Annotated in this window: 21 protein-coding genes; 15 read left to right on the top strand and 6 right to left on the bottom strand. The window is 74.2% G+C overall.

What is annotated here, in order from left to right; all coding sequences use genetic code 11:
• Window positions 1-169 precede the first annotated feature (169 nt).
• Together ACGFYU_RS21910 and ACGFYU_RS21905 are read left to right on the top strand one after the other, a co-directional pair.
• Window positions 170-604, top strand: coding sequence for a hypothetical protein (locus ACGFYU_RS21910; RefSeq protein WP_393828968.1), 435 nt, complete (start codon window positions 170-172; stop codon window positions 602-604).
• Between the two features lie 144 nt (window positions 605-748).
• Window positions 749-988 (top strand): chaplin, encoded by a 240-nt coding sequence (locus ACGFYU_RS21905; RefSeq protein ID WP_393828967.1) that lies wholly within the window; start codon window positions 749-751, stop codon window positions 986-988.
• An 85-nt stretch (window positions 989-1,073) separates the two neighbouring features.
• Here ACGFYU_RS21905 and ACGFYU_RS21900 read toward each other — a convergent pair whose 3' ends face one another.
• From ACGFYU_RS21900 to ACGFYU_RS21880, 5 genes are all read right to left on the bottom strand, one after another.
• Window positions 1,074-1,424 (bottom strand): hypothetical protein, encoded by a 351-nt coding sequence (locus ACGFYU_RS21900; RefSeq protein ID WP_393828966.1) that lies wholly within the window; start codon window positions 1,422-1,424, stop codon window positions 1,074-1,076.
• Between the two features lie 195 nt (window positions 1,425-1,619).
• Window positions 1,620-2,840, bottom strand: coding sequence for a chaplin (locus ACGFYU_RS21895; protein ID WP_393828965.1), 1,221 nt, complete (start codon window positions 2,838-2,840; stop codon window positions 1,620-1,622).
• A gap of 121 nt (window positions 2,841-2,961) precedes the next feature.
• Window positions 2,962-3,195, bottom strand: a complete 234-nt coding sequence (locus ACGFYU_RS21890) for a chaplin (protein ID WP_393828964.1) — start codon at window positions 3,193-3,195, stop codon at window positions 2,962-2,964.
• 249 nt (window positions 3,196-3,444) lie between these two features.
• Window positions 3,445-3,855, bottom strand: a complete 411-nt coding sequence (locus tag ACGFYU_RS21885) for a rodlin (protein ID WP_393828963.1) — start codon at window positions 3,853-3,855, stop codon at window positions 3,445-3,447.
• A 118-nt stretch (window positions 3,856-3,973) separates the two neighbouring features.
• Window positions 3,974-4,222 (bottom strand): chaplin, encoded by a 249-nt coding sequence (locus tag ACGFYU_RS21880; protein ID WP_393828962.1) that lies wholly within the window; start codon window positions 4,220-4,222, stop codon window positions 3,974-3,976.
• 102 nt (window positions 4,223-4,324) lie between these two features.
• Here ACGFYU_RS21880 and ACGFYU_RS21875 point away from each other — a divergent pair, with 102 nt between their 5' ends.
• The 9 genes from ACGFYU_RS21875 (at window position 4,325) to ACGFYU_RS21835 (ending at window position 16,104) form a co-directional block, all read left to right on the top strand.
• Entirely contained in the window at window positions 4,325-5,488 is a 1,164-nt protein-coding gene (locus tag ACGFYU_RS21875; RefSeq protein WP_393828961.1) for a DUF3344 domain-containing protein, read from the top strand.
• 19 nt (window positions 5,489-5,507) lie between these two features.
• On the top strand, window positions 5,508-6,695 hold the full coding sequence (locus tag ACGFYU_RS21870; protein ID WP_393828960.1) for a glycosyltransferase: 1,188 nt from the start codon (window positions 5,508-5,510) through the stop codon (window positions 6,693-6,695).
• Window positions 6,696-6,697: 2 nt separating this feature from the next.
• Complete coding sequence (locus ACGFYU_RS21865; protein WP_393829033.1) at window positions 6,698-8,218, top strand: exopolysaccharide biosynthesis polyprenyl glycosylphosphotransferase; 1,521 nt, start codon at window positions 6,698-6,700, stop codon at window positions 8,216-8,218.
• The gene (locus tag ACGFYU_RS21860; RefSeq protein WP_393828959.1) at window positions 8,219-9,652 is read left to right on the top strand and encodes an O-antigen ligase family protein; all 1,434 of its coding nucleotides are present in this window, start codon (window positions 8,219-8,221) and stop codon (window positions 9,650-9,652) included.
• An 800-nt stretch (window positions 9,653-10,452) separates the two neighbouring features.
• A complete protein-coding gene (gene murJ / locus ACGFYU_RS21855; protein ID WP_393829032.1) occupies window positions 10,453-12,171 on the top strand; it encodes a murein biosynthesis integral membrane protein MurJ in 1,719 nt (572 codons plus the stop codon).
• The gene (locus ACGFYU_RS21850; RefSeq protein ID WP_393828958.1) at window positions 12,161-12,937 is read left to right on the top strand and encodes a polysaccharide deacetylase family protein; all 777 of its coding nucleotides are present in this window, start codon (window positions 12,161-12,163) and stop codon (window positions 12,935-12,937) included. Before murJ ends, ACGFYU_RS21850 begins: the two co-directional genes overlap by 11 nt.
• A complete protein-coding gene (locus tag ACGFYU_RS21845) occupies window positions 12,934-14,157 on the top strand; it encodes a glycosyltransferase (protein ID WP_393828957.1) in 1,224 nt (407 codons plus the stop codon). Before ACGFYU_RS21850 ends, ACGFYU_RS21845 begins: the two co-directional genes overlap by 4 nt.
• Window positions 14,150-14,965 (top strand): lipopolysaccharide biosynthesis protein, encoded by an 816-nt coding sequence (locus ACGFYU_RS21840; RefSeq protein WP_393828956.1) that lies wholly within the window; start codon window positions 14,150-14,152, stop codon window positions 14,963-14,965. Before ACGFYU_RS21845 ends, ACGFYU_RS21840 begins: the two co-directional genes overlap by 8 nt.
• Window positions 14,962-16,104, top strand: coding sequence for a GNAT family N-acetyltransferase (locus ACGFYU_RS21835; RefSeq protein WP_393828955.1), 1,143 nt, complete (start codon window positions 14,962-14,964; stop codon window positions 16,102-16,104). Before ACGFYU_RS21840 ends, ACGFYU_RS21835 begins: the two co-directional genes overlap by 4 nt.
• A 5-nt stretch (window positions 16,105-16,109) precedes the next feature.
• Here the strand turns inward: ACGFYU_RS21835 and ACGFYU_RS21830 are convergent, their stop codons facing one another.
• A complete protein-coding gene (locus ACGFYU_RS21830; RefSeq protein WP_393828954.1) occupies window positions 16,110-17,846 on the bottom strand; it encodes a glycosyl hydrolase in 1,737 nt (578 codons plus the stop codon).
• Window positions 17,847-18,140: 294 nt separating this feature from the next.
• On the opposite strand from ACGFYU_RS21830, the gene ACGFYU_RS21825 reads away from it, so the two are divergent.
• From ACGFYU_RS21825 to ACGFYU_RS21810, 4 genes are read left to right on the top strand one after another with little or no spacing between them, the layout of a single operon-like run.
• Window positions 18,141-19,418 carry an ATP-grasp domain-containing protein gene (locus ACGFYU_RS21825; RefSeq protein WP_393828953.1) on the top strand — a complete coding sequence of 426 codons (1,278 nt, stop codon included), beginning with the start codon at window positions 18,141-18,143 and terminating at the stop codon, window positions 19,416-19,418.
• Between the two features lie 58 nt (window positions 19,419-19,476).
• Window positions 19,477-20,745: an NAD(P)-binding domain-containing protein gene (locus tag ACGFYU_RS21820; protein WP_393829031.1), complete on the top strand. Its 1,269-nt coding sequence runs from the start codon at window positions 19,477-19,479 to the stop codon at window positions 20,743-20,745.
• 12 nt (window positions 20,746-20,757) lie between these two features.
• Window positions 20,758-21,111, top strand: coding sequence for a hypothetical protein (locus tag ACGFYU_RS21815; protein ID WP_393828952.1), 354 nt, complete (start codon window positions 20,758-20,760; stop codon window positions 21,109-21,111).
• Window positions 21,112-21,123: 12 nt separating this feature from the next.
• Window positions 21,124-23,211, top strand: a complete 2,088-nt coding sequence (locus ACGFYU_RS21810; RefSeq protein WP_393828951.1) for a SpoIIE family protein phosphatase — start codon at window positions 21,124-21,126, stop codon at window positions 23,209-23,211.
• The last annotated feature ends 41 nt before the right edge of the window (window positions 23,212-23,252 follow it).

Genomic DNA, 23,252 nt, shown 5'->3' with positions numbered 1-23,252 from the left:
GCACGAGGTTTTCCCCGGCCCGGGTGAGCGGCCCCCGGACGCCTGCGCGAAGCCCGTACGAAGCCCGCAGTCGCTCAAGATCCTGTTGCGCTCCGTGCCGGGTGCTGCACGGTGAGTAGGGAGCGGACCGCTCGGGTCCGCTTGTGTGTCCCCACGCGAAGGAACCCCCATGCACCGGAAGCCGTCCCGCGCCCGCCTGCTTGTCCCCACGGCCCTCGCCGCCGTCATACTGACCGCCGCGGCGGCCCCCGCGTGCGCCGTCGACGACGCGTCCCGTGCGGTGCCCTCGAAGGCGGCCGCGGCCGCCGGGCCCATCGACGACCTCGTCAAGAGCATCCTCGACCAGATCAAGGCCCTGCTGCCGCCGGGCATCACCCTGCCGGAGATCAAGATCCCGGAGATCAAGATCCCCGAGATCAAGCTGCCGGAGATCCCGGGGGTGGAGCTGCCGGACATCCCGGGCGTGGAGATCCCGCCGATCGCCGGGCTGGAGCCGCCGACGCTGCCCGATCCGGCGGCGCCGGTGGAACTGGTGCCGGAGATCCCCGAGATCCCGGAGATCGAGATCCCAGGCCTCCCGGTGGCGGAGCGGGGCGATTCGTAACGGCGTTGGGTGGCAACGCGGTTACGGCGATTGAGCTGAACAGGTCTGATCGCGGACCAACCCGTGTCGCCGGGGAGGCTGGACCGTTTCGCTCGATGTGAGCCCCGGATCGGGGCAGAACATCGAACAGAAGGTGCACTTCCCATGAACTCTGCCAAGAAGGCCGCCCTGGTCCTGGCCACCGCCGGTCTCGCCGCGGCCGGTGCCGCCGGCTCCGCCGTCGCCGATTCGACGGCCGACGCTGCGGCCGTGGGTTCCCCCGGTGTCATCTCCGGCAACGTGGTCCAGGTCCCGATCCACATCCCGGTCAACGTGTGCGGCAACACCGTGAACATCATCGCGGCGCTGAACCCGGCGTTCGGCAACGTCTGCTTCAACGACTGACGTCGGTCGCACAACCGACTGTGGGCGCCCCGGCCTCGCCGGTGGCGCCCACAGTCTTCTCCGTGTCCGTCCGCGCGGGACCGGCTCAGTGGTTGGCGCCGCCGTTGAGATGCACGCCGCCGAGAGCCGGGGACGCCTGGGTGGCGCCGTTCGCGAGGCCGAGCACCGTGCCCGGGACGTCGTTGCGGACCTTGTTGACCTTCTGGACCGTGCCCACGACCTTGTTGACGTGGTCGCCCTGCTCGGCCAGCCCGTTGCCCACGGTCTGCGGGAGGGACTCGGTGACGGGGTTGACGGCGTCCAGCGTCTCCGTCACCCCGCTCGTCAGGCTCATGGGGGGCATCGCCGGGGCGGCCTGCGCCGCGAAGGCGGAAGCCGAGGCGCCGAGTGCGGCGACGGATCCGGCGACGACAGCGGCGACCTTCGTGAGCTTCATTATTCGAAATCCTCTTCTTTCCGTGGGCAGAGGCGTCGGCGGCGACCGTCGCGCCGCTTTCGACCTGGCTAACGATTCCCCGCCGCTACGGAAACGCGTTCGCGCGTGCGGTGCGGAACGGCTTCATGACAGCGGCCGGAGAATCCGACAAGGGATTCTCCGGCCGATATTTCTTCTGATTACCGGTAATGCCGGTCAGGCGATACGCGACCGCCGGTACAGGATCGCGCCGCCGAGGATCAGGGCGGAAGCGAGGGCCGCCGCGGCCGCGGGCTGGCCCGCACCGGTCTGGGCCAGCATGGGCGCGCTCACGTGCGCGGGCGCGGCGGCCTGCGGCTGCTGCGCCGGGACGGGCGCGGGAGCCGGTGCCGGTGCCGGAGCGGGGGCAGGCGCCTGGGGCAGGTGGACGGGCAGGTCACCGGCGGGGGCGGCCGGGGGCTGGTCGGCGGGTGCCGGAGCCGGGTGTTCCACGGGCTGGCTCCCGTGCGGCGGCCGGGGCGCGGGAGCCTCGTCCACGACGGGAGCGGGCGCGTGAGCCTCCGGACCCGGCGCGGGCGACGGGGCCGGCAGTGTGACCGGTGCCTCCTCGACCGGGGCCGGGACGGGCGCCGGTGCGGGGAGCGTTACGGGTGCCTCCTCGACCGGCGCGGGGAGCGGCTGCGGTGCCTCCTCGACCGGGGCGGGGGCGGGCTGCTCCTCCGCGGGCGGCGCGGGCGCCTCCTCGACCGGGGCCGGGGCGGGCAGCGGGGCCGGACGCTCCGCCACGGGCACCGGCTTCGGGTGGGGCCGTTCCGGCGCGGGGGGCGCGTGATGGGCCGGCGGGGGCGGCGCGGAGTCGGGGTGGTCGTCGCACTCCTCCTCGCCCTGCCGCTCCTCGCCGGGGCCGCCGTAGCCGCCCTGGTGCTCGCCACCGCCCTGGTGCCGCGGCTCCTCCCGGGGCTGCTCCTGCGGCTGCTCCCAGGGCTGTTCCCGGGGCTGCTCCTCGTGCCGCTCCTCGTCGGGGCCGCCGTAGCCGCCCTGGTGGCGGGGCTCCTCCCGGCGCTGCTCCGGCACCCTGCCGTGACGCCCCTCGCGCTCCTGGAGGTAGCGCTCGAAGGCCTCGGCGTTCTCGGGGCTGAGGTAGCGCCCGTAGTCGTAGCCGTCGTCGGTGTGCGAGCCGGTCTGCGTGACGCACGTGTTCCCCATCGCGGGGTTGAGCGCGGCACCGCCGTCCACACTGTTGCCGCATACGTTCGGGGCGAAGGTCACCGGTACCGAGACGCTGTTGCCCGCGAGCACGCCCGGCGAATGCGAGGCCTCGGCCGTCGCTCCGGGATGTGCGTAGGCCGCACCGGTCGCGATCGACAGCAGACTCGACGCGGCCGCCGCCGTGAGCATCCCCTTGCCCAGTACCTGTCGGCTCAGTACCTGTCGCATGGGTCCTTCCCTGTCTACCGGCACGGACGCCGGTGCTGAATCGAAGGTGGCCTCGGAGTGCACCGCCGTGCACTCCGAGGCCACCCCGAGGAGGTTTGCCCTTGCGGGCGCACGCGCTGCGTCAGTGGTTGATGCAGACGTTGCCGAACGCGGGGTTCAGCAGCGCGATGATGTTCACGGTGTTGCCGCAGACGTTGATCGGGATGTGGATCGGGACCTGGATCACGTTGCCCGAAGCGACGCCGGGGGACTCGACGGCCGTGCCCACGGCTTCGGCGTCGGCCATGGCGGGGGCGGCGGCACCGGCGACCATCAGAGCGCCGGCGGCCAGCACCACTGCCTTCTTGTACATCATTTGATTTCAATCCTTCCCGCAGAGGCGTATCCACTGCAGAAATAACAACGAGCGGATCAGAGAAAAGAAACCGCGTATTTTCAGCGGTCGGCCGGTAATTCACCCCAATGCCTGAGTGAATTGCCGGGGGTGTCCGGCGGATTCGCGTCGGGCTATTCCAAAGGCGGTCGGAATCGGACCGTCGGGCCCTACACGCGGCGAGGCCGCCGCGACCCGGAGGTGCGGCGGCCTCGCTGGCGCGGGCCCGGATCAGCTGCCGTTGGAGACGTTGCCGGAGAGGATCGGGATGTTGTCCAGGATGTGCGAGAGCGCCTCGTCGCCCTTGGCCTGGGTGGAGTTCTCGGTGCACTGCTGGTTCTGCGGGTTGGACAGGATCGGGATGTCCTGGACACCGACGTTGACCAGGGCGAGCAGCGAGTTGGCGTTGACCTTGGCCGGCAGGGCGATGCAGGGCTTGTTGAACGAGCCCTGGATCAGCGCCATCTGCGGGCTCATGGCGCCGTAGGTGGCCTGGTTGCCGTAGATCTGCGCGGCACCGTTGCCGTTGACGGTCTTGATGCCTTCGTCGTTCCCGATGGCCATCGCCTGCGGAGCCATGGCGGCACCCATGCCCACGACCGAGGTCGCGACCGCGGCCGCGGCCATCATCTTCTTGATCATTGTCATCCCTTTTTTGCAGGACTGCCCGGTACTGGAGCATCCGGGTCAACGCCCCGCCACCGGCTCGGGTTGCGTGACTTCACCCGGATGCCGCCGTTTCGGACGGCGTGGTTGACGTTCAGGCGTTCACGCAGGTGTTGCCGAACGCGGGGTTCAGCAGGGCGATGATGTTCACGGTGTTGCCGCAGACGTTGATCGGGACGTCGATGGGCACCTGCACCACGTTGCCGCTCAGGACGCCGGGGGACTTGGCCGCGACGGCCTCCGCCGTCGCGCCGCCGTGCGCGGAGGCGAGGCCCGCGCCGCCCATCAGCATGGCGGTGCCCGTGACGGCCAGGGTGGTGCCGCGCATCAGCCGCTTCTTCATCTCCGTTTTCCCTTTCGGTTCGAACAATGGTGCTCGTCATAACGACCCGCCCGCTTCGAGGGTGCGTGCTATCGCCCAAAAGGCCGTACGAGCGAGTCCGACGTGATTTCCAGCCCGATTTCTGACAAAGTTCACTCCTGTTTTGTCCCCTTGATCGAAAATGGAGACAGGGTCATGGGTTCCTCCCGCAGAATCCTCGGCACGCTCGGTCTGCTGTCCTGCCTCGTACTTTCCGGGAACGTCCCCACGGCGGGGGCCGCGGCCCCCGCTCCCAAAGAATTGCCGCGCGTTCCCTTCACCCAGCGTTACCAGTCGGTGCAGCACGGCGGGCTCGTACGGGCCTCCAACTCCGGCATCAGCTGCCGCCGCGAGCAGTCCCCGCAGGTGGAGCTGTGCTCCGACGTCAGGCGGGGTGCGGCCGGGGTCAACAGCGAGTACGAGATGTTCTACAGCGAGGTCGACAAGGACCCGGACACCTACAACTCCACCCGGGCCGAGCTCAAGGTCCCCCAGGGCGCGAAGGTCTCGTACGCGCGGCTCTACTGGGGCGGGAACCTGCGGGTGGGCGAGCAGAAGCCGCCCCAGGACAACGGCCGGGTGCTGGTCGCCGAGCCGGGCGGCGCGTACAAGGAGGTCCTCGCCGACACGGTGATGGGCCACCGCACGGACGCGGGCAGCGATGCCTACCAGGCCTCCGCCGACGTGACCCCGCTCGTGCGCAAGGGCGGCGCCGGGATGTGGACCGTGGCCCAGATGAACATCGCCATGGGCAACTCCGAGGTGGGGGCCTGGGGCGGCTGGACGCTGGTCGTCGCCTACGAGCACCCGAAGGAGCCGGTACGCCGGATCTCGCTGTGGGACGGCTTCGAGGGCCTCGCCGCCGGCGCCGCCGACGGGCTGGTCGACCTCGACGGCCTGGACGCGCCCGCCGGATCCGCGGGGCGGGTCGGGGTGGTCGCGTACGACGGGGACCGGGGCGTCCTCGGCGACTCACTCACCGTAACGGCCGACAGTGGCCGCCGGGTGAGCCTCAGCGATGCTGAAAATCCTTTCAATGACGTCATGAATTCCACGATCACGGAGTTCGGGCATCAAACGTCCGTTCGGCAACCTGATTATGTGAACAATCTCGGATATGACGCGGACGAGTTCGATCTGAGTCCCGCCCTGTCCGGTGGCGCCCGCAGCCTCAGTTTCAGGTTCACGGGTGAAGGTCAGGGTCAATTCCTCGGTGTGCTCTTCGTTCAGACAGACGCGCGCCGCTGAACGCAGGAGACCACTGCTCGTGCCCACACAACATGGGGCCGCACAGCCCACGACCGTCCTCCATCTCGCCCAGCCCGTCGAGGGCGGTGTCGCCCGCGTCGTCGTCGACCTCGTCCGCGCGCAGTCCGCGGCGGGCCTGCGCTCCGTCGTCGGCTGCCCGGGCGGCGGCACGCTCGCCGACGCCGCCCGCGAGGCAGGCGCCGAGGTGCTCACCTGGCGCGCCGGCCGGGCCCCCGGGCCCGGACTGCCCGCGGAGGTGATCGGCGCCCGGCGCCTGCTCCGACACGTCCGCCCCGACCTCCTGCACGCGCACAGCGCCAAGGCCGGGCTGGCTGGCCGGCTCGCCGCGCGCGGCTCGGTCCCTACCGTCTTCCAGCCCCACGCCTGGTCCTTCGACGCCGTCGGCGGAGCCACCGCCGCACTCGCACTGCGCTGGGAGAGGTACGGGGCCCGCTGGGCCGACCGGGTGCTCTGCGTCAGCGAGGCCGAACGCCGCGCGGGGGAGTCCGAGGGGATCACCGCCCGCTGGTCGGTGATCCGCAACGGCGTGGACCTCGACCACTTCCGACCCGGCGGCCCCGACCCCGGGCAGGACAGGACCCGGGCGCGCGCCGCCCTGCCGCTGCCCGCCGCCTTCCGGGGGGACGGTCCGCTCGTCGTCTGCGTGGGCCGCATCTGCCACCAGAAGGGGCAGGACATCCTGCTGCGGGCCTGGCCCGAGGTGCTGGGCACCGTCCCCGACGCCCGTTTGGCCCTCGTCGGCGACGGCCCCGACACCGAACGGCTGCGCCGCGTCGCCCCGTCCGGGGTGCTCTTCGCGGGCGCCGCCCCCGACATCCGACCGTGGCTTCGGGGCGCCGATCTCGTTGTACTGCCGTCGCGGTGGGAAGGCATGGCGCTCGCCCCGCTCGAAGCCATGGCCTGCGGCCGCCCGGTCCTGGTCTCCGACGTCAGCGGTGCGCGGGAGAGCCTGCCGTCCGGCCAGGGACGGCTGTGCCTGGTACCGCCGGAGGACCCGACGGCGCTGGCCAAGGCCCTGGGACGGCTGCTCGCCGAACCGCGGCTGCTCGCCGAACTGGGAGAGCAGGCCCGGCAGCACGCCCGGACCGACTTCGACGTGCGGCGGACCACGGACGCGGTCACCGGCCTGTACCACGAACTGCTGGGCAGGCCCCGGCCCTTGAACCAGGAGCGCATCAGCCGATGACGATGGACAGCGCACCCGCCCGGCACACCGGGCAGGGCGGCACGGGGCCCGCCGGCGGCAGCGCCTTCGCGCCCGCGCCAGTGGGCGGATCCCGCCGTTCCGCGACCGCCATCCACCCCCCGCGCGGCCCCAGGGCCGACCGGGCCCGGGCCGCCGTACGCCCGCGCCGGCTCCGCCGCCGGGACGGGGTGCTCCCGCTGCTCACCGCCGACGCGCTGGCCGCCGTACTCACCGCGACGGCCCTGCCCGCGGGGGCGCTGCCGGCCGTCGCCGCCCCGCCCGTCGCCTTCCTGCTCGCCGCGCTGCACGCGCAGGCCGGGCTCTACCGGCCGCGCCTGGCCCCCTCGGCCCTGCTCGAACTGCCCGCGCTGGCCGGGCGGGCCGCCGTCCTGTGGTGCGGGACCGGCGCCGTCGTGGCCGCCGTGGATCCGGGCCGGGCCCTCGGCTGGAGCGTGCTGCTCACCGCAGTGTGCCTTCAGGTCGTACTGACGTGCGCGGGACGCGGGTTCGTCAACCTGCTCCACCGCCGCACCGCCGTCCGCAGGCCCTGCTCCGCCCTCGTCGTCGGACCGGGCGCCGGAGCGGCCGCGGTGGCCGCCGCCCTGCACGGGCGCCCCGAATTCGGCTTGTGCCCCGTCGGGCTCGCCGACACGGCCGCCGCCGACGGCACGGACAGCGCCGTGCTGCCGGTGCTCGCCACGCACGAGGACATCCGGCGGGCGGTCATCCAGAACTCCGTGGGCCACGCGGTGTTCACCCGACCGCCCGAGGCCGACGAGCGCACCGCCTCCCTGGTCCGGCTCTTCCACGACCACGGCTGCCGGCTCTGGCTCGCCGACCCGGCCGGCACCGCCAAGGTCACCGGCATGCGGGTCGCGCACCCCGCCGACCAGCTGTGGGGCTACGCCGTCCAGCCGCTGCTGCCCCGACCGGCACGGCCCCTCGAACGCTGGGCCAAGCGGGGCCTCGACGCACTGCTCGCGCTCGTCGCGCTGGTCGCCGCCGCGCCCGTGATGGCCGCGTGCGCGCTGGCCGTACGGATCTGCGACGGCCCGGGGGTGATCTTCCGTCAGGAGCGGGTCGGACTGTACGGGCGCCCCTTCACCCTGCTGAAGTTCCGTACGCTGCGCGCCGACGAGCACGAGTCCGCCACCCGCTGGACGGTCGCCGGGGACCGCGGGATGAGCCGGGTCGGCTCCTTCCTGCGCAAGTCCTCGCTGGACGAGCTGCCACAGCTGTGGAACGTCGTACGGGGTGACATGAGCCTGGTCGGCCCGCGCCCCGAACGGCCCTTCTTCGTCGCCAAGTTCACCACCGTCCACCCCGGCTACGAGGCCCGCCACCGGATGCCCGTCGGCATCACCGGCCTGGCGCAGATCAACGGCCTGCGCGGAGACACCTCCATCGAGGACCGGGCCCGCTTCGACAACCACTACATCGACACCTGGTCGCTGTGGCAGGACCTGTGGATCCTCGCCCGCACCGCGGCCTCCTTCTTCCGCTTCCGGCTGGGGGGCAGCTGAATGAGCCTTGCCGTATCCGTGAACCGGGCCCGGCGGCCCGACCTGACGGGCCTGCTGCGCACGCACTGGCCGCTGCTGCCGCTCGCCGCGACCGTGCTCTTCCTGCTCGCCCCGCTCCCGGCGGGGGACGCCACCACCTCCGGGAAGGTCGGCCCCGCCGACGCCGCCTCACTGCTGCTGGTGTTCGTCTGCGCGGTGCAGGCGCTGCGCGGGCGGGTGCGGGAGCTGACCCCGCTGGGCGTGCTCGTGCTCGGCCTGCCCGCCGTCGGGCTCGCGGTCGCGACGATGACCGCGGGGGATCCGTACGCCGCCCTGCCGGGCTTCGTGCGCTATCTCCAGGTCTTCGTGCTGGTCCCGGCCGCGGTGGTGCTGCTGGTGCGCGACGCCGGGGAGTTCCGGATCGCCGGCGGGTGCTTCGTGGTGCTCGCGCTGGTGCAGGGCGCGGTGGGGGTCGTGCAGTACGCGACCCACACCGGGGCCTCCTACCAGGGCCAGGACATCCGGGCCGTGGGCACCTTCGGCCCCGGTGACGTCATGGGCATGGCCACGGTGGTGGCGTACGGGCTGGTCGTGGCGACCGCCCTGGCGCTGGCGCCGGGGCAGGCGGGCAGGGTCCGGCGCATCGCCGGGGGCACGGCACTGGCGCTGGTGCTGCCGCTGGTGCTGTCCTTCAGCCGGGGCGTGTGGATCGCCACCGCCGGCGCGGCGGTGCTGGTGATGGGCATGGCCGGGATCCGGCGGGCCCTGAAGGTGCTCGTCGCGCTGGCCGCGGCCGGGGTCGTCCTGGTCGGCGGGCTCGGGGTCGGCTCCGACATGGTCGCCGAGCGGTTGACCTCCATCACGCAGGTCTCCAGCGCCCCCGACCAGTCGGTGACCGACCGCTACACGATGTGGGCCGCCGCCGAGTCGATGTGGCGCGAGCGGCCGGCCGCGGGGGTCGGGCTGAAGGGCTTCCCGGCCCACCGCGACGGGCACTCCTCTCTGGGGCTCTCCTCCGGCAGCGACACCGCGGGCGCCGGGCAGGCGTACATCCGCCAGCCGCTGCTCTCCCCGCACAACATGTACCTGCTGATCCTGAGCGAGCAGGGGCTGATCGGGCTGACCGCGCTGGCGGGCGGCTGGGCGGCGCTGCTGGTGGCGGGCCTGCGCCGGTACGCCTCCGGCGGTGGCGCCGCCAGGGACTGCGGGCTGGTCGCGACCGGCCTGTTCGTGTGGCAGCTGACCGACTTCCTCTACGCGGACATCGGCGGCCCGTCCACCGTCCTGACCGGGGTGATCATCGGCCTGGCGGCCTGGTGGGCGCTGCCGGTGCCCTCCCGGGGGGACGCGGTCCCGGGCGGCCCCGGTAGGCACGGGAGCTCCGGCGGGGTGCGCACCGCCGTCGTCGGCGCGGGCGCGCCCGGCGGGATCCCTGAGGGTTCGAGCGGCCGGTGACGGACACCACGCCTTGGCGGCCCGCTTCCGGCCCACCGGCCGGGGCGGGCCCCGCCCGCGTCCCGGGCGGCCCCGCCGACCCCGGCGCCGTGCCGGATCCGGCCCCGGGCCCGACCCGGGACCCGGTCCTGCCCGGCCGCCCGCCGGTGCCGCCGGATCCCGGGTTCGCCGACGGCGTCGTCCCGGGGCGCAATCCCGCTCCGGCCGAGCCGCGTTCCGACCCCGTCACCCGGGGCTCAGTGCTGCCCGGCCGGCCGCCGGTGCCCGCGGATCCCGGGTTCGCCGATGGCGCCGTCCCGGGGCGCAATTCCGCTCCGGCCGAGCCGCGTTCCGGCGCGGTCACCCGGGGCTCGGTGCTGCCCGGCCGGCCGCCGGTGCCGCCGGATCCCGGATTCGTCGCCGCGATCGCGCCCGAGTGGAACTCCGCCGCGGCGGCGCCCGTTTCTGGTGGTGAGCCCGCGGTGCCGACCGCGCCCCGACCGGGACCGGAGCCCCGGGACCCCGTGCTGCCCGGCCGGGCCCCGGCCGCGGCGGATCCCGGGGCGGTGCCGGGCCGGAACCCCGCTGCGGCGGAACCCAGTCCGGGTCCGGCCGTCCGGGGCCCCGTCCTACCCGTTCGGCCGCCGGCCGCGGCGGATCCCGGGTTCGTCGCCGGGGGTGTGCCGGGGCGGAGCTCCGCCGTGCGTTCCGCCGATGCGGCGGCCCTGCCGGGATCGGCCGGGTACCCCGGCGCCGCCGGGCTGCCGGGCCTGCGGGTGGCCGCGCCGGCCGCGGCTCCGTCCGGGCCGGTGGCCGCCGCGGTGCGCGCACGGGCCGGGCGCCCCCGCGGCACCGGGTCCACCGCCGCACCGGCGGCGCCGGAGGGGTACCCCCGCTCGGCGCCCGAAGCCCCCGGTTCCCCCGGCGGGAGCCCGCGGCTCGGGCGGTTCCTGGCCAAGGCGGCCGCCGTCACCGCCGGGCTGACCGCCGCCGGGGCGGTGTTCGGGCTGGTCCGCGACCAGACCATCGCGCACCTCTTCGGGGCCGGGCACGACAGCGACGCCTTCCTGATCGCCTGGACCGTCCCCGAGATGGCCTCGACGCTGCTCATCGAGGACGCCATGGCCCTGCTGATGGTGCCCGCCTTCAGCCAGGCGCTGGCCCGGCGGGCCGCCAGCCGCGCGGGCCTCACCCGCAAGGAGGCCCGCGCGGCCGATCCCGTACGGCTGCTCGTCGGGGCGACCCTGCCGCGGCTCGCCGTCTTCCTGGCCGCCGTGGCCTCCGTACTGATCGTGGCCGCCCCGGCCGTCGTCGCCGTCCTGGCCCCCGGCCTGCCCGACCCCGGCCTTGCCGTCCAGTGCACCCGTATGACGGCGCTGACCGTGCTCTCCTTCGGGGTCGCCGGGTACTTCAGCGCGGCGCTGCGGGCGCACCGCTCCTTCGTGCCGCCCGCCGCGATCTACGTCTCGTACAACATCGGCATCATCGGGACGATGGTGGCCCTCCACACCCTGTGGGGCGTACGGGCCGCCGCGGCCGGCGTCGCCGTCGGCGGGCTGCTGATGGTCCTCGTCCAACTGCCCGCCTTCATCCGGAACGTGGGCTTCGGCCCGCCCCGGGCTGCGCGTGTTGCGGGTCCCCCGCGCAGCCAGCGCGACCGCGACCGGCCCACCCTGATCGCCTTCGGACTCATCGCCCCCGTCATCCTCTTCGCCGTCTTCCGGCAGTCGCAGGTGCTCGTCGAGCGGTTCCTCGCCGCCTCGCTGTCACCCGGGGCGATCTCCCACCTGAACTACGCGCAGAAGGTCGCGCAGATGCCGATGGTGCTGTCGCTGATGATCTGCACCGTCACCTTCCCCGTCGTGGCCCAGGCCATGGCCGGCGGGGAGCTGGAGAAGGCCCGGCGCCGCGTCGAGCAGGACCTCGCGCTCGCCTCCCTCGCCGTCCTCATGGGCAGCGCCCTCGTCATCGGCTACGCGCCCCAGATCATCCAGGTCCTCTTCGAACGCGGCGCCTTCACCCACGCGGACACCCTCGCCACCGCCTCCGTCATGCGGGTCTACGGCATCGGACTCCTCGGCCACTGCCTCGTCGGGGCGCTGTCCCGGCCCTTCTTCTCGACCGCCCGGCCCACCTGGTTCCCGGCGTTCGCGATGGGCGCCGGGCTCCTCGTCAACATCGTGGCCGGAGCCCTCGCCGTCCGCTGGTGGGGGATCTACGGCATCGCCGCCGCCAACGCGGCCGGGATCACCGCCGCCGCCGCCCTCCTGCTCACCGGCCTCGGCTCGCGGATCATCGCCATCCACGTCCGCCGGGTCGCCGTCAGCACCGGCCGGCTCGCCGTCTCCGCGGCCGCCGCCTGCGCCACCGGCTGGATCGCCGGGCCGATGATCCCCGACCCGATGCTCAGCGCCGCCCTCGGCTGCCTGCTGGTCCCCGCCATGTTCGGCGCCACCGGCATGGCCATACGCGCCCTCGAAGTCACCGCCCTGCCCGGTCAGATCTCCCAGTTCACTCAGAGGTTCCGCAATGTCCGCTGACACCGACTCGGCGCCCGCCGCCGTGGTGGTCCCCGCCCGCGGGACCGCATCGCCGTGGGTCCTGATGTACCACTCGGTCGCCGAGTTCACCGACCCCGCCGAGGACCCGTACGGGATCACCGTCACCCCCCGCACCCTGGAGGACCAGCTGCTGTGGCTGCGCTCCCGGGGCCTGCGCGGGGTGTCCGTCGGCGAACTGCTCCGGGCCCGCGCGGCCGGGCGCGGGCGCGGGCTGGTCGGGCTGACCTTCGACGACGGCTACACCGACTTCCTCACCCAGGCCCTCCCGCTGCTGGACCGCCACGACTGCACCGCCACCCTCTTCGTCCTGCCCGGGCGGCTCGGCGTGGACAACGTCTGGGACCCGCTGGGCCCCCGCAAGTCCCTGCTCACCGCCGAGGGCATCCGCGAAGTCGCCCGGGCCGGGCAGGAGATCGGCTCGCACGGGCTGCTCCACCAGGACCTCACGGCCGCCGCCGACGACGTGCTCCAGCAGGAACTGCGGGGCAGCCGCGACCTGCTGCGCGAGCTGACCGGGACGCTGCCCGAGGGCTTCTGCTACCCGTACGGGCACCTCGACGAGCGGGTCGTCGCCGCCACCCGGGACGCCGGCTACGGGTACGCCTGCGCCATCGACCCCGGGCGGCTCGCCGGCCCGCACGCCCTGCCCCGTACGCACGTCAGCCAGGCCGACGGCGGCGCCCGGCTGCGCGTCAAGCAGCTGCGCCACCAGGTGCGGGAGCTGCGCCGGGGGGTGCGCAAGTGAAGGCCCTGCACGTCATCACCGGACTCGGGGTCGGCGGGGCCGAGCAGCAACTGCGGCTGCTGCTGCGCCACATGCCGATGCGGTGCGACGTACTGACGCTGACGAACCCCGGGCCGGTGGCCGAGGGGCTGCGGGCCGACGGGGTGCGGGTCGTGCACCTGGGCATGCGGGGCAACCGGGACCTGGGGGCGCTGCCGCGGCTGGTGAAGTTCATCCGGCGCGGCCGGTACGACCTCGTGCACACGCACCTGTACCGGGCCTGCGTGTACGGGCGCCTCGCGGCCCGGCTCGCCGGGGCCGGCCCGGCCGTGGCCACCGAACACTCCCTCGGCGAGGGCGAGATCGAGGGGCGCCCGCTTTCGCGCGGGGTCCGGGCGCTGTACCTGGCGAGCGAGCGGCTGGGGGCGGCGACCGTGGCCGTCTCGGACACGGTGGCGGCCCGGCTGGAGGGGTGGGGGGTGCCGGCGGCGCGGGTCCACGTGGTCCCGAACGGCATCGAGGCCGCCCGCTTCCGCTTCGACGAGGGCGTACGACGGGCCACCCGGGCCAGGACCGGGCTGCCGGAGCGGGCCTTCGTGGTCGGCGGGGTGGGGCGGCTGGTCCCGGGCAAGCGGTTCGACGTGCTGGTGCGGGCGGTCGCGGCGCTGCCGGGGGCGCACCTGCTGCTGGCGGGGGACGGGCCCGAGCGGGCCCGCCTGCGCTCCCTGGCGGCGGAACTCGGCGCGCAGAGCCGGATCCACCTGCTGGGGGAGCGGGATCCGCTGGGCGACAGCGCGGGCGGGCGTACGCCGGGGATCCCGGCGCTGCTGGCCGCCATGGACGTCTTCGTGTCCCCGTCGCGGGAGGAGGCGTTCGGGCTGGCGGTCGTGGAAGCCCTGGCCGCGGGGCTGCCGGTGCTGCACGTGACGTGCCCGGCGATCGACGACCTGCCGGCCGCGCAGGCCCCGGGTGCCCGCCGGATCGGCACCGGCACGGAGGAGCTGGTCGCGGCCCTGCGCGGCCACATGGAGGCGGGCGCCCGGCGTCTCCCGCCGCCGCCGGTGGTCCGCCGCTACGACATCGCCCGCAGCGCCCGCCAACTCCTGGACGTCTACGACCTGGCCCTCTCCACACCGCCGGCCCGCTCGCCCCGGGGCTCCGCCCCGGAGCCGCCGGTTGACCCGTATCCGACCACCCGTAACAACTCCCTCCACCCAGGAAGTGAGCACGCTCATGGCTGACACCGTCGATCAGAAGAAGGCCGAGAAGAAGGCCGAGAAGACGGCCGAGGAGAAGGCCGAGAGGAAGACCGAGAGGAACGGCGAGGAGAAGGGCGCGAAGAGGCGCGAGAAGAGGGGCCCGCGCCGCGCCCGGCGGCGGCCGAAGGCGCCCGTCTGGTGGCCGCTGCCGGCCTGCGCGCTGCTCGGGCTCGCCGCGGGCGGCGCGTACGGGGTGCTCAAGGCCCCCGAGTACGCCGCCACCAGCTACGTCGTCGCCGTCCCCGACGACACCACCGAGCCGGCCACCGCCCTCGGCTTCGCCCAGGCGTACGCCCGTATCGCCACCAGCAGCTCCACCCTCGCCTACGCCCAGCCCCGGGCCGGGATCAGCGCCCAGACGCTGCGGACCCAGGTGCGGGCCGAGACCTCGCCCGAGTCCCCGATGATCGCCATCACGGGCACCTCGAAGAGCCCGTCCGAGGCCGCCGACATCGCCAACGCCGTCGCCGACGCCCTGTCGCTGAGCAGCAATCAGGCAGCCAAGAACACCGGCGTGCAGCTGCTCCTCTTCAACCAGGCCGTCGCGCCGAACGCCCCCGCCTCCCCTTCGGCCCCCATCAGCGGCGGCGTCGGCATGTGTGCGGGCGGTCTGCTCGGCGGACTCTGGCTGCTCGCCCGGCCCGCCCGCCGCAAGCCGGAGGAAGCGGCCGCGGAGGCGGAGGCGGAGGTGGAGGTGGACGAGGGGCGCGAGCCCGTCGTCGAGGAGTACGCCTCGCTCCCCGCGCAGGGTGAGCACACCGAGACCAAGGAGAAGGAGTCCGTGCGATGACGTCGGGCTCCGCCGGGGCCCTGTCGGTGACGCTGTGCCGCGACCCCCGGCAGTTCGCCGCGCTGGAGGAGCCGTGGAACCGGCTCGTCCGCGGCTGTCCCACCGCCACCCCCTTCCAGAGCCACGCCTGGCTGCACTCCTGGTGGCTGTCGTACGGGAAGGACGGCCGGCTCCGGATCGTCCTCGTGCGGCGCGGCGAGGAACTGGTCGGCGCGGCCGCGCTGATGCTCGTACACCGGCCGCTCCCGCTGCTCGTGCCGCTCGGTGGCAACATCACCGACTACTTCGACGTGCTCGTGGCGGCGGACCACGCCGACCAGGTCGTCCCGGCGCTGGCCCGCGGGCTGCACCGGGCCGCCCGGGGCGCGGTCGTCGACCTGCGCGAGGTCCGCCCCGGGGCCGCCGTCGAGCGGCTCCACAAGCACTGGCCCGGGGTGGGCGCCCAGCTCGCCGACTCCACCTGCATGGAGCTGCCCGCGCTGCCCTTCGACGAGCTGGTCAAGCGGATGCCGGCCTCCGGCGCCCAGCGGGTCCGGGCCAAGCTCCGCAAGACCGACGCGGCCGGGATCGAGGAACACGAGGTCACCGAGCAGGAAGTGCCGCGTGCCGTACGGACCCTGCTGCGGCTCCACGAGAAGCAGTGGCGCGGCCGCGGGGTGACGCCCGAGCACCTCAGGCCCCGCTTCGCCGAGCACCTGACCCGGGCCACCCGGCGGATGGTGCGGGCCGGGGAGGGCCGGCTGACGGAGTTCCGGCTGGACGGGAAGGTGGTGGCCGTCAACGTCACGCTGCTGTCGGCCGCGCTGAGCGGCGGCTACCTCTACGGGGCGGACCCGGACCTGCGCGAGCGCAAGGTGGACGTGGCCACGCTGCTGCTGCGCTACGAGGCCGGGCGGGCGCTCGCCGAGGGCCGGCCGGTGGTGAGCTTCCTGCGCGGCAACGAGCCGTACAAGAACCACTGGCGGCCCGAGACCGTGGTCAACCAGCGGTTCCTGCTGGCCACGACGGCGCTCGCGCCCCTGCTGCGGCTGCACGAGTCGCAGGTGACGGGGCGCGAGCGGGCGGTGGACGCGCTGCGGGAGGCGCTGCCGGCCGCCAGGGACTGGCGTGCGCGGCTCAACGAACTGCGGGTGCGATGACCCGTCTAGAAGGGCCAGAAGCCGGAGTCCTTGCCCCAGCCGATCTGTACGCAGACCGACTGCTTGCCGACGAGCTTGGACAGCCACTCGCCGAAGTTGAGCGGGATGCACCACTGCCTGATGTTGAGCGGCGGGTCGGCCGGCTGGGGCTGCGTCGGTGTCGGCGGGGGCGTGGACTCGGGCTTCGGCACCAGGGGGCTCGGCGCCACGGGCGAGGGCGCCGGGGCCGGCACCTCCGGGGTGGGGGCGAGGGGGCTCGGGGTGACCGGGAGCGGAGCCTCGGGGCTCGGCGTGTCCGGGTCCTCGGGCGTGGGGGCCACGGGGCTCGGGGTCACCGGCAGCGGTGCCTCGGGCGACGGGGTGACGGGGCTCGGGCTCACGGGCAGCGGTGCCTCGGGCGACGGTGCGACCGGGCTGGGGCTTACGGGGAGTGGTGCTTCGGGCGACGGCGCGACCGGGCTCGGGGTCACCGGCAGTGGTGCCTCGGGCGACGATGCGACCGGGCTGGGGCTTACGGGGAGTGGTGCTTCGGGCGACGGCGCGACCGGGCTCGGGGTCACCGGCAGTGGTGCCTCGGGCGACGGGGCTTCCGGGCTGGGGGTCACGGGCAGTGGTGCTTCGGGCGACGGGGTGACCGGGCTCGGGGCTTCGGGGCTGGGGGTCACGGGCAGTGGTGCTTCGGGCGACGGGGTGACCGGGCTCGGGGCTTCCGGGCTCGGCGACACCGGGCTCGGGCTCACCGGGGTCGGGACCACCGGGCCGGGCCGCTCCTGCCGCAGCGCGGCGCGGAAGACCTGCGCGGACAGCGGGTTCTGCTTGCACTGCCATACGCCGTGCGGGCAGTAGTCGGTGATGGTGTGGTAGATCGGCCGGTGCTGCTCGATCCACTGCAGCATGCGCCGCACGTACTCCGGATTGTCCCCGCGCCGGAACAGCCCCCACTCCGGGTAGGAGATCGGCTTGCCGTGTGCTTTCGCGAAGTCGACATGCTCCTGGAGACCGTACGGCTGGGTGATCTGGTCGTCGAAGCTCCGGCCGGGAGCCTGGTCGTACGAATCCATTCCGATGATGTCGACCACGTCGTCGCCGGGGTAGCACTTGGTCCAGCCGATCGCGTCCGTACCCCTGTTCGGGGCGAAATCGAACTTGAACTTCTGCCCGGGTACCGCCCGCATCGTGTTGACGACGCGCCTCCAGTACGTCTTCCAGTTCTCCGGGTCCGGCCCGCAGCGGTGGGTGTAGGTGACGCCGTTCATCTCCCAGCCGAGCACGATCACCGTGTCCGGGACGCCGAGCGACACCAGCCGCTCGGCGAGCTTCTGGAAGTGCCGGTCGTAGCGGCCCGCCGCGCCGGCCCGGATCAGCCGGGCCACCTGGTAGTCGGGCACCCGGCCCTCGTTCCGGGCCTGCATGGGCACGTTGAGGACGAACATCCGGTCGTCCCGGGCCCGGCGCCACTCGGCCCAGTCGTCCAGGAAGTCGACGTTCCCCTCGATGCCGCCCCACCTGTCGCCGGGGAGGTAGGTGTGTCCGACCCGGATCTCCTTGCCGCCCAGCCAGCGCGAGAGGTACGGGATGCGGGCCACCCCGGGCGGCCCGTAGTCGAGATAGGCGCCCATGGCGATGCCCGAGCCCTGGGGCGGGTCCTTCTCGGGCGCCTCGAACGCGGCCCCGGTCGCGAGCAGTCCGGCCGTGACCGTACCGATGCAGGTGCTCGCCAGTCGGCGGCGTGGTCTGGGCATGGCGTCTCCCGAGCTTTCCTGAATCGGTGTGCTTACCAAAGACGTTAGGCATCAGATCTGACGATTGGCCTGCCCGGTGACAGCTGCGTAGGCCATTCGCATCTGCGCACCATCCCCGCTTGGTCCGACTAGGTGAAAGACACCGTTGCCATGCACGCGTATCTCAACCATGTGCCCGCAGTTCTGCTCAGACTCGATCGGAATCCGTTCCACCACGGAACCCTTGGCGCCGTCAGATCCCTTGGCCGCAGGGGCGTGGAGGTCCATGCCGTCGTCGAGGCCGGGGGAGGTCCCATGGGGCGTTCGCGCTATCTGCACGCCGTGCATCCCGGGCCGGAGGGCGGGCTGGATCCGGAGGCGCCGGAGGCGCTCCTGGAGTGCCTGACCGGGGTCTCGGAGCGGATCGGCAGGCCCGCCGTGCTCGTTGCCATGGACGACCTGAGCGCGATCGCCGTGTCCCGGGTCGCGCCGATGCTGATGGACCGTTACCGGATTCCCCATCAGCCCGACAACCTGCCGGCCAGGGTGGCGGACAAGGCCGAGCTGGCCCGGCTCTGCGCGCGCTGGGACATCCCGCACCCGGAGACCGTCGTCCCGGCGAGCGGGGCCGAGGCGGCGGAGGCCGCCTGGCGGCTCGGCCTGCCCGTGGTCGCCAAGTGGAGCCGGCCCTGGCTGCTGCCGGCCGGGGGCGGCGGACTGCGGAGCACCACGCTGGTGCACACGGCCGCCGAGGCGCGCCGGCTGTACGAGCGCTCCGCCGAGGCCGGGAGCCGGCTGCTGCTCCAGCGGTTCCTGCCGGCCGGGCCGGACACCGACTGGTTCTTCCACGGCGCCTTCGGCCGGGGCGGGCATCCGCTGCTCGCGGGGTCGGGCCGCAAGGAGCTGTCCTGGCCGGTGCGGACGGGGCTGACGGCCTTCGGGCGCTGGCTGCCGGATCCGGCGGTGGAGGAGGCGGGGCTGCGGCTGGCCGAACGCCTCGGCTACCAGGGGATCCTGGACCTCGACTTCCGCCGGGACGAGCGCGGCACCTTCCGGCTGGTGGACTTCAACCCCCGGCCGGGCGCGCAGTTCCGGCTGTTCACGGACGCGGCCGGGCTGGACGTCGTACAGGCGATGTACCTGGATCTGACGGGCCAGCGGGTCCCGGCCTCCTCGGGCGGACCGGGCCGGGTGTTCGTCGCCGAGAACTACGCGCTGCTGGCAGCGGTCCGGGGCGGCTCCCTGTCCCGCCGCCCGCCATCCGCCCCGGCGGAGCGGGCGGCCCCGGCGCCGGACCGGACGGCGGGGGAGCGGGGGCGGGTGGAGACGGCCTGGTTCGCCGCCGACGACCTGCTGCCCTTCCTGGCCATGCTCGGCGCCTTCCTCGGCCGCGGGTTCGGCAAGGGCGCGCGCGCCCTGCGGGGCATCCCCGCGCAGGCCAACGGGCGGCGGCGCACCGCCCGCACGGAGTCGGCGCGGGCGCCCCGCCAGCGCGGCGGCCGGGAGCAGCCGCCCGCCACGCGGGGAGGCCCGGCCTCCCGCCCGGCGCCGCCGGAGGCCCCGGCGGCGCCGGACGAGCTGGTCACCCGGTAGCGGGACCGACCGGGCCGAGTACGCAGACGATGGAGCTGAAGGGACAGCCGTGACGCGGATGGACGATCTCGTGGTGATCGGCGCGGGCCCGTACGGGCTGTCGATCGCCGCGCACGCTGCGGGCGCGGGGCTCGACGTACGGCTGCTGGGGCGGCCCATGGCCTCCTGGCGGGACCACATGCCCGACGGCATGTACCTGAAGTCGGAGCCGTGGTCCTCCAACCTGTCCGCGCCCGGCGGGCGCCACACCCTGGCCGAGTACTGCGCCACCCGCGGACTGGTCGCGGAGCACGGCAATCCGCTGCCGATCGGCACCTTCAGCGCGTACGGGATGTGGTTCGCCCGGCAGGCCGCGCCCGAGGTGGAGGAGGTGACCGTCACGGAGGTGACCCCGCAGGGCGACGGCTTCCGCGTCCGCACCGCCGAGGGGCCTCCGCTGCTGGCCCGTACGGTCGCCCTCGCGGTCGGGGTGATGCCCTTCGTCCACCTGCCCCCGGCGCTGCGGGACCTGCCGCCGGCCCACTACTCCCACAGCAGCGGCCACCGGGACCTGGCCCGTTTCGCCGGCCGCGAGGTCGCCGTGCTCGGGGCCGGGCAGGCGGCCCTGGAGACGGCCGCCCTGCTGGCCGAGCAGGGCGCCCGGCCGTGCCTGGTGGCCCGGCGTTCGCGGCTGAACTGGAACACCGTGCCGCAGCCGCTGAGCCGGCCGCCGCTGCGCGCCCTGCGCGAACCGCACAGCGGGCTCGGCACCGGCTGGCGCAGCTGGGTGTGGTCGGAGCTGCCCTGGGCGGTGCGGCGGCTGCCCGCCGCCACCCGGGAGCGGATCGCGGCGACCGCGCTGGGCCCGGCCGGGGCCTGGTGGCTGCGGGACCGCTTCGAGCGGCGCGTCCCCGTCCTGCTCGGGCACCACCTGCACCGGGCCGTCGCGGTGGGCGGGCGGACCCGGCTCGGGCTGACCACCAGGTCGGGGGAGTCCGTGGTGCTGGACACGGCGCACGTCATCGCGGCCACCGGCTTCAGCCCCGACCTGGCCCGGCTGGAGCTGCTCGACGCGGGGCTGCGGGCCGCGCTGGAGACCGTGGGCGACACCGGGACGCCGGAGCTGAGCCCCGGCTTCGAGTCCTCGTGGCCCGGGCTGTTCTTCGCGGGGCTGCTGACGGCTCCCTCATTCGGCCCTTCCATGCGATTCGTGCACGGTGCGGGCTTCACGGCGGGGAGACTGGTGAAAGGAGTCCGCAGGCGCCTCGGTGCCAGGGGTCCGCTGCCGGGTTCCACCAGGACCTACGACCGGGCTGCCTCCGGGCAACCCCAGACGTATCTGCGGTGAGAGGGGTCCGCGATGAGCGCGGAGCGAGCACAGGGCCGCGGCTGGGTACGCATTCCCGCCAGCCGTGGGGAACAGCCCGCCACGGCCCGGACCACCGGGTACGACCGGACGACCGGATACGACAGGACCGCCGGGTACGACAGGCCGTCCGGCTACGACAGGACGTCGGGCTACGACCGGACGACCGGATACGACAGGACCGCCGCCTACGACCAGGCCCCGTACGCGACCGCCCCGCACATCGTCCAGCCCGCCATCTACCTCACCCTCGTCAAGCGCTGGCGGGAGGCCGGGCGCACTCTTCCGGGGCATCCTGACGAGGAGTGGGAGCGGCTGATCTCCCAGCCGTGCTGGCCCGGCCGTTAGGTGGTGTGACTCGTGGCAGCGGCGGACCGCGACAGATCCGGGGAGGACCGCAAGCCCCCCGGGACCGGGCCCGGGGAGCGGCTCGCGCTGAACGGCATGGGCAGCTTCGAGTGGGACCTGGCGGCGGGGACGCTGGAGCTGGACGAGGCCGGGATGCTCGTCTTCGACCTGGAGCCGGAAGAGCTTGACGGGACCCCGCAGGCGCTCGGGCTGCGGATCCCGCCCGCGGACGCGGGCCGGCTGCGCCAGGCCGTCGCGGACGTGCTGGAGAGCGGCGGGGAGTCGTACGGCGTCTACTTCACCGTGCAGCGGCGCGACGGCCGCGACCAGTGGACCCACACCTCGGGCCGGGTGCTGCGCGCGGAGGACGGGCAGGCGTACCGGATCGTGGGGATCGTCCGGGACGCGACGGCGGAGCTCGCCCAGGCCACGCAGCTGCGCAAACTGGAGTCGGCGCGGGCGCAGCAGACGACGATCGTGCAGCGGACCACGGAGGCCCTGTCGCGGGCGGTGACGGTCGACGACGTCACGGCGGCCCTGACCGGGGCGGGCGCGCTGGAGCGGCTCGGTGCGGACGGGCTGGCCCTGGGGCTGGTCGAGGGCGGCACCATCAAGATCATCGCGCTGAGCGGGGAGTCGCTGGAGATCCTCAGCGAGCGGCGGTTCACCCGGCTCGACGGCTCGCTGCCGCTGTCGCACGCGGTGATCACCCGGCAGGCACGTTTCGTCACCTCGCTCAGGGCGCTCGGCGCGGAGTTCCCGCTGCTCAGCGACTACCTGAACCGCATCCAGTTCGACGCGGCCGCCTATCTGCCGCTGATCGCGCAGGCCAAGGCCATCGGCGGGCTGGTGCTCTTCTACCGGCGGCGCACCGAGTTCAGCCCCGAGGAGCGCAACCTGTGCCTCGGCCTCGCGGGCATCGTCGCCCAGTCCCTCCAGCGGGCGCTCCTCTTCGACCAGGAGCGGGAGTTCGCCACGGGCCTGCAGGCCGCCATGCTGCCCCGGCGGATCCCGGAGATCACCGGCGGGGAGATCGCGGTCCGCTACCACTCCGCGTGGAGCGGGCGGGAGGTCGGTGGGGACTGGTACGACGTGATCGCCCTGCCCCGCGACCGCGTCGGCATCGTGGTGGGCGACGTACAGGGCCACGACACGCACGCGGCGGCCATCATGGGCCAGCTGCGGATCGCGCTGCGGGCGTACGCGGGCGAGGGCCATCCGCCGTCCACCGTGCTGGCGCGGGCCTCCCGCTTCCTCGCCGAGCTGGACACCGAGCGCTTCGCGACCTGCATGTACGCGCAGGTGGACCTGGAGACCGGAGGCGTACGGGCGGTCCGCGCGGGCCACCTCGGCCCGCTGATCCGGCACACGGACGGGCGTACGGGCTGGCCCAACGTGCGCGGCGGCCTGCCGCTGGGGCTGGCCTCGGTGTTCGAGCAGGAGGACTTCCCCGAGACCCGCCTCGACCTGGTCCCGGGGGAGACCCTGGTGCTGTGCACGGACGGGCTGGTGGAGGAGCCGGGATCGGTCATCACCCAGGGCATGGAGGCCCTCTCCCACGCGGTGCGCAGCGGGCCGCAGGGGGCCGGGGCGCTCGCCGACCACCTCCTGGACCGGCTCTGGGAGCGCTGGGGCTCCGGCGACGACGTGGCCCTGCTCGTGCTGCGCCGGGCCCCCGACCCGGGCACCCACCGGGCGCCGCGCATCCACCAGTACGTGCACCAGGCCGACCCCGAGGGCCTCTCGGAGGCCCGCTACGCCCTGCGCCTCGCCCTGCGCGACTGGGGCATGCCCGACCTCGCCGACGACGTGGAGCTGGCGGCCGGGGAACTACTGGTCAACGCCCTGCTGCACACCGACGGCGGGGCGGTGCTGACCATGGAGGTGCTGCCGGAGCCGGTCCGGCGGATCCGGCTGTGGGTCAAGGACCGCTCCAGCGTGTGGCCGCGCCGGCGCACCCCGGGCGAGGCGGCCACGACGGGGCGCGGGCTGCTGCTGGTGGACGCGCTGGCCACGCATTGGGGCGTGGAGTCCCGGGGCGACGGCAAGGCGGTGTGGTGCGAGTTCGACGCCGGGGGCAACCCCCGGAGCGCGGAGTGACCCGGCGCTCACGCCGAGTTGTGGGGCCTCGGGGGCGGGGT

It is taken from the genome of Streptomyces sp. NPDC048337 (assembly GCF_043201175.1).
In the GTDB taxonomy this organism is placed as follows: domain Bacteria; phylum Actinomycetota; class Actinomycetes; order Streptomycetales; family Streptomycetaceae; genus Streptomyces.
The sequence above is the reverse complement of the archived record's forward strand: the minus strand, read 5'-3'. Positions and strand labels throughout refer to the sequence as shown.